The organism is Microcoleus sp. MON1_C5 (genome assembly GCF_036701875.1).
In the GTDB taxonomy this organism is placed as follows: domain Bacteria; phylum Cyanobacteriota; class Cyanobacteriia; order Cyanobacteriales; family Microcoleaceae; genus Microcoleus.
This window is the reverse complement of sequence record NZ_JAUBRN010000114.1, coordinates 1-8416: the sequence shown is the minus strand read 5'-3', so window position 1 is coordinate 8416 and position 8416 is coordinate 1. Positions and strand designations below refer to the sequence as shown.

The 8416-nt window shown below is 45.4% G+C and carries 9 protein-coding genes; 5 read left to right on the top strand and 4 right to left on the bottom strand.

From position 1 onward, the window contains the following. Positions 1 to 94 precede the first annotated feature (94 nt). Positions 95 to 1603, bottom strand: a complete 1509-nt coding sequence (locus QUA71_RS28425) for an SGNH/GDSL hydrolase family protein (protein WP_333290259.1) — start codon at positions 1601 to 1603, stop codon at positions 95 to 97. A 208-nt stretch (positions 1604 to 1811) separates the two neighbouring features. On the opposite strand from QUA71_RS28425, the gene QUA71_RS28420 reads away from it, so the two are divergent. Together QUA71_RS28420 and QUA71_RS28415 are read left to right on the top strand one after the other, a co-directional pair. Next, on the top strand, positions 1812 to 2156 hold the full coding sequence (locus QUA71_RS28420; RefSeq protein ID WP_006633144.1) for a hypothetical protein: 345 nt from the start codon (positions 1812 to 1814) through the stop codon (positions 2154 to 2156). Between the two features lie 157 nt (positions 2157 to 2313). After that, a complete protein-coding gene (locus QUA71_RS28415) occupies positions 2314 to 2562 on the top strand; it encodes a hypothetical protein (RefSeq protein WP_333217834.1) in 249 nt (82 codons plus the stop codon). Positions 2563 to 2816: 254 nt separating this feature from the next. Here the strand turns inward: QUA71_RS28415 and QUA71_RS28410 are convergent, their stop codons facing one another. Then, positions 2817 to 3017: a hypothetical protein gene (locus tag QUA71_RS28410; RefSeq protein ID WP_333290256.1), complete on the bottom strand. Its 201-nt coding sequence runs from the start codon at positions 3015 to 3017 to the stop codon at positions 2817 to 2819. Positions 3018 to 3281: 264 nt separating this feature from the next. Here QUA71_RS28410 and QUA71_RS28405 point away from each other — a divergent pair, with 264 nt between their 5' ends. Beyond that, positions 3282 to 3560: a hypothetical protein gene (locus QUA71_RS28405; RefSeq protein WP_333290255.1), complete on the top strand. Its 279-nt coding sequence runs from the start codon at positions 3282 to 3284 to the stop codon at positions 3558 to 3560. 330 nt (positions 3561 to 3890) lie between these two features. Here the strand turns inward: QUA71_RS28405 and QUA71_RS28400 are convergent, their stop codons facing one another. Both QUA71_RS28400 and QUA71_RS28395 read right to left on the bottom strand, forming a co-directional pair. Continuing rightward, positions 3891 to 5177 (bottom strand): glycoside hydrolase family protein, encoded by a 1287-nt coding sequence (locus tag QUA71_RS28400; RefSeq protein ID WP_333290252.1) that lies wholly within the window; start codon positions 5175 to 5177, stop codon positions 3891 to 3893. Between the two features lie 288 nt (positions 5178 to 5465). Further along, positions 5466 to 6125 (bottom strand): NAD(P)H-binding protein, encoded by a 660-nt coding sequence (locus tag QUA71_RS28395; protein WP_333053110.1) that lies wholly within the window; start codon positions 6123 to 6125, stop codon positions 5466 to 5468. A 133-nt stretch (positions 6126 to 6258) separates the two neighbouring features. Between QUA71_RS28395 and QUA71_RS28390 the strand changes: the two genes are divergently transcribed. Further along, positions 6259 to 7443 (top strand): transposase, encoded by a 1185-nt coding sequence (locus tag QUA71_RS28390; RefSeq protein ID WP_333290251.1) that lies wholly within the window; start codon positions 6259 to 6261, stop codon positions 7441 to 7443. 141 nt (positions 7444 to 7584) lie between these two features. After that, entirely contained in the window at positions 7585 to 8298 is a 714-nt protein-coding gene (locus QUA71_RS28385; protein WP_333290249.1) for a DUF1997 domain-containing protein, read from the top strand. The last annotated feature ends 118 nt before the right edge of the window (positions 8299 to 8416 follow it).

Here is an 8416-nt window from a genome sequence, read left to right as displayed (position 1 = left end):
AGAAATGAGTTCACTATCTTCTTACACTTTCATTCTGGAAGCTTTATTCTATGCAGCTTCATATTAAATTGGTATGATGCAATTTGATCGGCGTTTATTTGCCTTCATCCGCTGAGTTCTGCGGTTTAAGACTCTCAACTTTAGATGGTAGATTGGAGAAAGGAGGGCGATACACTCGAATTGCCTGAATAGGCACTTCCCCATCTGTTTCGGGGACGATTTCGAGGGTGTGTTTGGAGTTGCTCAAATTCTGAGCCAATGTTGTAGAATACTCGCGGCTTGAATCTGCAATTTGTGGAGGAACGTATGAATCCACAAACATTGGTCGCACCTGCCAGGAAATCTCAAAGCCTTTAGGAGTCGGTTTTTTAGAGTATTCATAAGAATTTTTCAGCCACCAGTTTCTCGGTTCAATCACGACGCGGCCCGAGTTTGAGACAAACATTTCGTCGTTTGTACCGCTGCCGTCGTAACCTGTTTTAGAACCTACAACGTCAAATTTAAACTTGCTGGCGTCGCTGTTAATCTCAGTAATTACGGCTTTCCAATCTTCGACGATTAGCGGTTTTTGGCTGGATACTTGGAGAATAGCGGGCCAAGGAACGCCAAGGCTAGCGCTAGGTCTGGTGATGCTGTAAAGTTCAGGAAATTCTGAGGGTTTTTTGCCGTCGATCGCAATTCTAGCAGACATTGCCTTGCCGTTGAAGGTTTTATCGGCTATCGCATCTATTCTATTCCCTTCAAATTCTAAAACCAACTTGCCATCTTGCCACTTAACATCCCTGCCAACTGTATAGGTTTTCACTAAATCCTGCGGCTGTTGAGGAGAATTTGGCTTGTATCGCAGGTGGGGTTTTATGAGAGCAGCTAGGAGAAAATTTCCCCAATTGTTGAGGTGAATGCTGTCGCTCAATAGCTGTTGTGGCTGCAAGCGATTGTCTATCAAATACTGGCGCCAAGGTTCGCGAATTTCCGCGATTTCACAGCCGTACTTATCTGCCAACTCCGGCAGCCATTTAGTAGAATGAGTGTTGTGCCATTCGTATCTTTTGACTGAATTTGGATCGTCGCTATTGCCTGTCGGCATCCAGTCAATATGGTCTGAATGCAAGAGTATTTCGCTAGCAGTGCGGCGGCGGACATTGGCAATTAGGGCTTCGTAATCTTCATCGCCTCCGTAGACGTGGAATATCAGTAAGTCGGGATAAAAAGGATACAAATCGTGTTCGCTGGGACGGATTAAAATCGGGGCAGCAAATCCTCCGATTGCTCGATTTTCCACAATCAAATCTGCATTGGGAAATCGCTGTCTCAAATCCTTCACTACATCTTTCCACCAATCTTGCTGAGTGATGGATTGACCGTAGAAGAGGATACGCACTTGGCGGCGGTCTGTTGGAGTGCTAGCTGCAAGTAGCCCCATCGTCCTTTGAATCCTCGCTCCAAAAGTAGCATTATTTTCAATAGGAGCGGGTGGGGGGAATGGCGTATCGGCCACTATTTTTTTGATGAGCGGAACTAACAGAAAGCTCAGACACAAAAAAAGCAGCCACAAGTAGCGATAAATCTTGGATTTTCTGCTATTTCTTTGGTGTTTTGCCATTGTTTTATTTTTCCCTGTCCGTTTCAGTTCGCTCAAGGCGACTGTGGGATGAATGCTACGCCTCTAATCAGTAGCTGTACCGTGCTTGTGGGCGCACCTCACGAGTAGCTGTAGTGTAGGCTGTATGGAAATATATTACCAAATTGAGCGCGACAAAAAGTGATATAATGCCAGCTAATTAATTGCACTCGGATCGATCGCACGTCAAATGGATTACAAAACAGCCCGCAGTTTTCTGATCGACCAAGGAACGGCCCTGGAAACCAAGAAAAATCCCGACGCCTTCCTGATGCGTCTCAAACAAGGTCAGCCCCCCGTGCCCGGACAGGTGACATCGATTTTATTAGCTTTAAAAATATTGTTTGAAGGGCTGCAAGAATCTCCAATGCTCGATCGACAATTGATCTCGGCACTGCATTTACTGTCAGTAGAAGGTTTGCAGCAATTTGAAGCTGGACTCGGCAGAGGAGTTTCTTGGCCACCGCTGCTGAAGGAAGACTTAAATCGAATTGCGATCGCAGTCAAGAATATCTTTTCCGGCGTCTGGCAATAATTAGCTCGGCAACCACCGCTCCCGATACCCACCGCCAGCATACTCAACTATTTATCAATTTTTTGTAAAATTTTCTGTTAATTTTGCTACCTTTACCCTCGAAGTGTGGCATCTTAATATAAGAATCGGTTCTAACAAGCAATTGGAGAAACTACTTATGAACGCAGAAGAAAAAGCTAGACAACTAATTGCACGAGAAAGGCAGCATAGCGAACACTTGCAAGACTCTATGCTCAACCGTTCCTCCCACGAGCTAGAAACACCTAGCGAAGGAATTGCTGAAGAAAAAGCCAGAGAATTAATGGCTCAAGAAAGGCAGCACAACGAACACCTGCACGACTCTATGTTAAGCCGTTCCTCCCAAGAGGTAGAGGCATCGATCGCACCCGATGACACTCACAAATAAATTTTGTTAACACAAGACTTACGCACACACACCAATAAACCGGGTTTTTATACCATTTTTCATACCATAATAAAGGGCTATAAAAATGTTTTTGTGTAAACAACCTGGTTTCTGCGTCCCGGAAGAGTTCAGTACAGCCAAACTCAACTCAAATCGATGAGAATTTTAGGTGCAATCAAAACAGCCCCTGCTCGGTTTGCAGGCGCTATCACAAATCTCCATGCGCCATATATAGCAATAGAAAATGCCAAGTTCTACTGATCGCCAAAGCTTTCGAGGGATGCCAAAAGAGCTGGCAGTCCGGCCAAGGTAGCAGAAACCAAAGCCTCATCTTTGTAAACTCGCGATCGGAGAATACTGGTACTTTTAGACGCAGAGGTGAAAGAGTCTCGGCGTTGGGAATTTCCGGTTTCAACCCGCCCTAAATTTTTTGTTTCTTGCGTCACGCACAACATAGCAGTATCCTCGCAGTATCGTCAATTAATCCCTAATATGCGCCCGAAAAATTTTTCAGGGCTTGCTGGATATTTTTATTATTATTCAGATAGGTAACAGAGATAAAACCATGAAATAATTATTCACGATAGGCAGGGATAAACTTAAACTGTATAACAACTTTTATTAATTTGTTACACGGCGCGTTTGTTTAAGCCGATCGCCCACAGCGACTCAGCCACCAGGCAGCAAAATCACTGATTTCACAAGAGGAACGCGGATCAATGATGCTAACTCTTAGTCCAGCAACAGTTATAAGTCAAATCAAGCCGACTGTCGAAATCTTGCGCGACGGAGACTACCGCTACCGAGACTCCTTTGCGATCGATCGACCTTTCAGAGAAATCCAATTTCGGAAACAAGACAGATACATCACCGGCAGCGATTCAGACAAACGCACTGGCAAAAGTTACTGCTTCCGGGGAATCCCCCAGCACAACAACATTATTAACATCACGGTAGCGATCGAAATTTCCCCAAAAACAGCACAGAAAACCGAGTGAAAATTAGCACCGGGAAACCCCATTAATTTCGACAAGTTTTATCCGCTGCAAGCTGGATCGGGATTAGAATTGTACAAATGTTTGACAGCATTTTTACCCAAATTGAAGGATTAGTTATTCGTTACTTGTTAGTGGTTATTTCTTAATCGTTTTGGCTTGTTTATCACCAATAATATTCGTTAAGCTATTGTGCATTTAAGTTGTATTTTTCGGGCGGGCGAGACGCCCACCCCACAATAATTTCATCAAAGTTGACTGTAAAATGTAGATGCACCTCAGCTTAACAGCTAACAGTTAACCGTCAACCGTCAACAGCCAACATTTAACTCCCTAAGAACCACCATTTTCCAATTCTTCCCGCAGCATTGCCCGGTAGACTTTCGGCAAACGAGAACTCATAGAATTGTTCTCAATTCCATATCCCAAACTCGTCCAAGTTCCTGAAAGCATCCGCAATACCTCAGTTAATCTTTCCTGCCGCAACATCTCAGGAATATCAGCTTTCCAAAACTTGCGATCGCTCAACCAGGCATAAACCACAGCATCCTGATCTTCTGGTTCAAAACTGTAATCTTCCCAGAATAAAAAATTAGCACGACGCGCCTGATAGCGCTTCGCCTTCTCCTTCCAAGTCGTAGTAAGAAATTGATACCTGCCCGCAGCGGTAGTACACTTGCCTCGATTCGGGCCCTTAACAATCTTCACGCACCAGTCAGGATGGCGGCTCAAATCTAATATATATTTGCCACCGTAAACAACGTGATAAGGGCGAGAAACATTCGACTCGCTAGCAGAAATAGTTCGCATCAGCGCCCGAATGTAAGGATCGCCGGTTTTCATAGCCAGCGGCGGAAATTTTCCCACCCCGCTTGCCAACTGCGACAACTGCTGATTTCCCCGCAAACTGTCAACCAAAAAAACACCGCCGCCAATCACAGCGCCGATTAAAAGTATAAATCCGAGGATTTGAATCTCCGATCGCCTCAGCAAACCTCTTTTTCGACGGCCAAATTTCTCAGCTTCCAGCAAAGTCATTTCCATTTCCGAAATTTCAACCCATTTTCGAGCCACCCGCATCCGGCGCACCCGAAAATCGTATTGATATAGGGGGGCCGCTAACAGCGTTAAACTCGATAAAACCCCCGCCAATTTGAGCAGCCAGAAATCTAATTCACCTGCTACAGCAACATTTGTCAGGGTAGATATTCCTGCTAGTAACTGAGCCGGATCGATCGATCGCGCTGGCCAATAAAAAATCGCCAGTTGCACCAACAGCGACAGATTAAAGGCAAAAAAAATCACTACAACAGCATTCAAGCCTTCTCGCAAGTGCGATCGAATACCAGTGTGCCTGCGCTTGAACTTGCGCGCAACGCGCAAGCGCCCCGGCAGCATAATTAGTAAGGGATTTAAGATTTTGACGGCGAACAAGTGAAACACAAAAAACAGAGGCAACTGAATCAGCCAAGCCGCCAGCAGTAGAGTCAGAAAGCCGATATCGTCGCTGACAAAAGGAATGCCCCTGCGAAGGACAAAACTAAAACTCTGAGCGAGAGCAAATGCCCTTAACCACGAAATCGGATAGGGGAACCAAGCTGGCCACTTGAGAGTTTTCATGCTGGGAGAGGGAAATTTCAACGGCGAATCGTAAAACTATTAAGATTTTGCCAGATTTGGCGCTCGGAAAATTGTTGTAGGGTGCGTCAGCCCAAATCTTTGACCCAAATCACATATTGCACCATTCTCGATAAGCCTTTTTTGGGCGGGCAGGATGCCCACCCCACAAGAAAATGCACTTTTTGTGGAACAGGCCGGAAAGCCTGTTCTTGACAATGGTGCAACATCTCAGATCCAAATCAAAGTGTTTTTAGTCTGACGCACCGAACCCAAGCGAGGCTAATTCAATCAAATCACACTGGCAAACAACTCCTCAAAACTCTTTTGCGGAGCCTCCGACTTCGCCACAATTTCCACAACCTTGTTGCGAGAAGTCGGCTGAAACAGCGCCTCCACGCACACTTGGGCTACCTTAGTGCGGGGAATGCTGCTCTCAAACATTTTGTCCGCACCAGTCATGACGATCGCATCTGAATTATCCTCATTTTTGAGACCGCCCGGACGGACGATCGTATAAGTTAAGCCGCTTTTTTGCAAATATTCCTCGGCTTGCTTCTTCCAAACCAGAATCAGCCAGAACAAATTCAGCGGGTGAAAAAACTGAGAGACGCACAGAGAAGTCACAAGGACAAAATGCTCAATTCCCTTAGCCTTAGCTGCATCCACCAAATTTTTAGTACCTTCAAAATCCACCTTGTAAGGCGCTGTCGGGTCAAAACCAGGGGCGGCTCCTGTCGCGCACAGCAATACCGTACTATCCCCGATGGCATCGCCCAGGGAAGTCGCATTTAATACATCCCCAGTCACTAACTCAGCCTCCGGTGGTAAAATTTGTCTAGCTGTGTCTAGATTTCGGACTAAGGCGCGCACGGGAATACCTCGCTTGACCAATTCTGCGACGATGCGGCGGCCAGTCTGACCTGTGGCTCCTGCTACAAATGCTTTCATCATAAAAATGGGTTTGAAACCCCGTCCTTTTAGGACGGCTTTACTTGGGAAATCGTGGGCTTTACTTTCTGTGAATTGTTGTCGCTTGCCCTCTCAATCCTGTAGTATAATGTAGAAACAGAAAACGAAAACTATGAAAGCAAGGTATCAATACAGATTCTATCCCACGAACCAACAACGACAGAGCCTCGCTCAGTTGTTTGGTTGCGTGAGGGTAGTCTGGAACGATGCCTTGGCTTTGTGCAAATCCTCCGATAAGTTGCCAAACTACAATCAGTTGTCTGCACTGCTAACTGGCGCTAAAAAAACTGAAGAAAGAGCTTGGTTGAACGATGTATCTTGCGTTCCCTTACAGCAGGTTTTGAGACATTTGGCAACAGCCTATAAAAACTTTTTCAACTCTCTTCAAAAGAAAAGAAAGGGGGTAAAAGTAGGTGTGCCTAAGTTTAAAAAAAAAACCAACAAGCAATCAGCCGAGTTTACCAAGTCGGCTTTCTCGATTAAAAACCATCAAGTTTACTTGGCAAAAATAGGGAATGTCAGTCCTATATGGTCTAGGAAGTTACCATCCGAACCCTGTTCGGTGACGGTAATCAAAGATTGTGCAAACCGCTACTTACTCAGCTTTGTAGTAGATATCCAGCCTGTCAATCTCACGCCAATAAACTTATCTATCGGCATCGATTTAGGGTTAAAAACCTTTGCGGTATTCAGCGATGGGACGCAGGTAAAAAGCCCCGATTATTCTACATACGAGCGTAAAATTAGTCAACTGCAACGCCAGCTAGCACGCCAACAGAAAGACTCCAAACGCCGAAATAAAACCAGCCTAAAAATCGCCAAGCTGCACAACAAAATTGCCGACACTCGTTCCGACTTCCTGCACAAATTGTCAACCCAAATAGTCAAGGAAAACCAAGTAATTGTTTTAGAAGACTTGAATGTGTCGGGAATGGTCAAAAATCGAAGATTAGCTAGGGCAATTAACAGGCAGGGATGGTATCAGTTTAGGGTATTTTGCTCAGCTAAATCCGACAAATTTAGCCGTGAGCTTAGAATAATTAGTCGGTGGGAACCCACCAGTCAAGTCTGTTCTGAGTGCGGCTATAAATGGGGAAAATTAGACCTATCTATTAGGTCGGTGGTTTGCTTAAATTGCTCAACCCAACACGATAGGGATGAGAACGCCGCCAAAAATATAAAAAAAGTCGGGATAGGGCATTGCCACGACTCTAAACGGACGCAGAGAGAGAGTAAGACTATGAAGATAGCATCTCCCAATGAAGCGTCAAGAATCACCGCCCTTTTAGGGCGGTGAGTATGTCAAAAGTCGAGTTATGCTGAACAAGGGTAAATTTTGTTGCTATAGCGCAACTATCCATTTCTCAATTGTAGGGAGGAAACTTCCTTAACACATCCCCAACCCGATCGATTGGCGTGTATAACAGGAGAGCATACGATGAGGCAGGATTCCGCTGAATATCAAACTGTTGAACCTTCTGACGAAAATTGCTACCCAGATGGGAGTTTCCGACAGCCCGAAAGTGGAAGCGCGGATGCAGGAGAGGAAGTTGAGCCGATTTGGTTTCACACGCATTTTGAAGACAGCATGGAGATGTACGCCGATGCGGAGACGGTGGCAAAGCATTTGAACAACCACAAGACTTGGTTTTGCCAGTGCGCTTCGCCGATGAAGGCCGAGCCGCTCGGAGAAAACGGCTATGATTTATTAATCGGGCGTTTTGGGGCTTTCGGCTACCGTGTTGAAGCGAGAATTGGTTTAGAGTTGCTGCCGCCTGACGCTGAAGGCTGCTATTTGATTAAGACTATTCCGGTTCCGGATTATACCTCGCCTGGGTATGAAGTGGATTTTCGATCGGCAATGAAGCTGATGGAGGTACCGTCTCAGGAGTTTGCCGCCGATTGGCCGAGCTCGGAACGTGCTAAGCTGCCGCCTGCGATTACCATTACTAGCTGGAAGCTGGATTTGGCTGTGGGGGTTTGCTTTCCCAAGTTTATTCGATCGATGTCTCAACCTTTAATAGAAAAAACCGGCGATGCGCTTTTGGAAAAAATCATCAAACAAGTTAACCGGCGCTTGACTTATAAAACTCAGGTTGTTTTTCACGAAAGTTTGGGCATTCCTTTTCCGAAAAATCCTAAGAAACATTAACAATACTTACGCTCTAACCTGTACTGCATTTAAATTGTATGTGTGCGATTCGTTTAACCTAAATGGATTAAAAATCCAGGGACGGTTAGCCTAACCCTTTGGTTAGTGTAACTGATTA

Excerpts from the sequence above, each read along its gene's own strand:
- QUA71_RS28425 (WP_333290259.1), bottom strand. The coding sequence starts at position 1,603 with ATGGCAAAACACCAAAGAAATAGCAGAAAATCCAAGATTTATCGCTAC.
- QUA71_RS28420 (WP_006633144.1), top strand. The coding sequence starts at position 1,812 with ATGGATTACAAAACAGCCCGCAGTTTTCTGATCGACCAAGGAACGGCC.
- QUA71_RS28415 (WP_333217834.1), top strand. The coding sequence starts at position 2,314 with ATGAACGCAGAAGAAAAAGCTAGACAACTAATTGCACGAGAAAGGCAG.
- QUA71_RS28410 (WP_333290256.1), bottom strand. The coding sequence starts at position 3,017 with ATGTTGTGCGTGACGCAAGAAACAAAAAATTTAGGGCGGGTTGAAACC.
- QUA71_RS28405 (WP_333290255.1), top strand. The coding sequence starts at position 3,282 with ATGATGCTAACTCTTAGTCCAGCAACAGTTATAAGTCAAATCAAGCCG.
- QUA71_RS28400 (WP_333290252.1), bottom strand. The coding sequence starts at position 5,177 with ATGAAAACTCTCAAGTGGCCAGCTTGGTTCCCCTATCCGATTTCGTGG.
- QUA71_RS28395 (WP_333053110.1), bottom strand. The coding sequence starts at position 6,125 with ATGAAAGCATTTGTAGCAGGAGCCACAGGTCAGACTGGCCGCCGCATC.
- QUA71_RS28390 (WP_333290251.1), top strand. The coding sequence starts at position 6,259 with ATGAAAGCAAGGTATCAATACAGATTCTATCCCACGAACCAACAACGA.
- QUA71_RS28385 (WP_333290249.1), top strand. The coding sequence starts at position 7,585 with ATGAGGCAGGATTCCGCTGAATATCAAACTGTTGAACCTTCTGACGAA.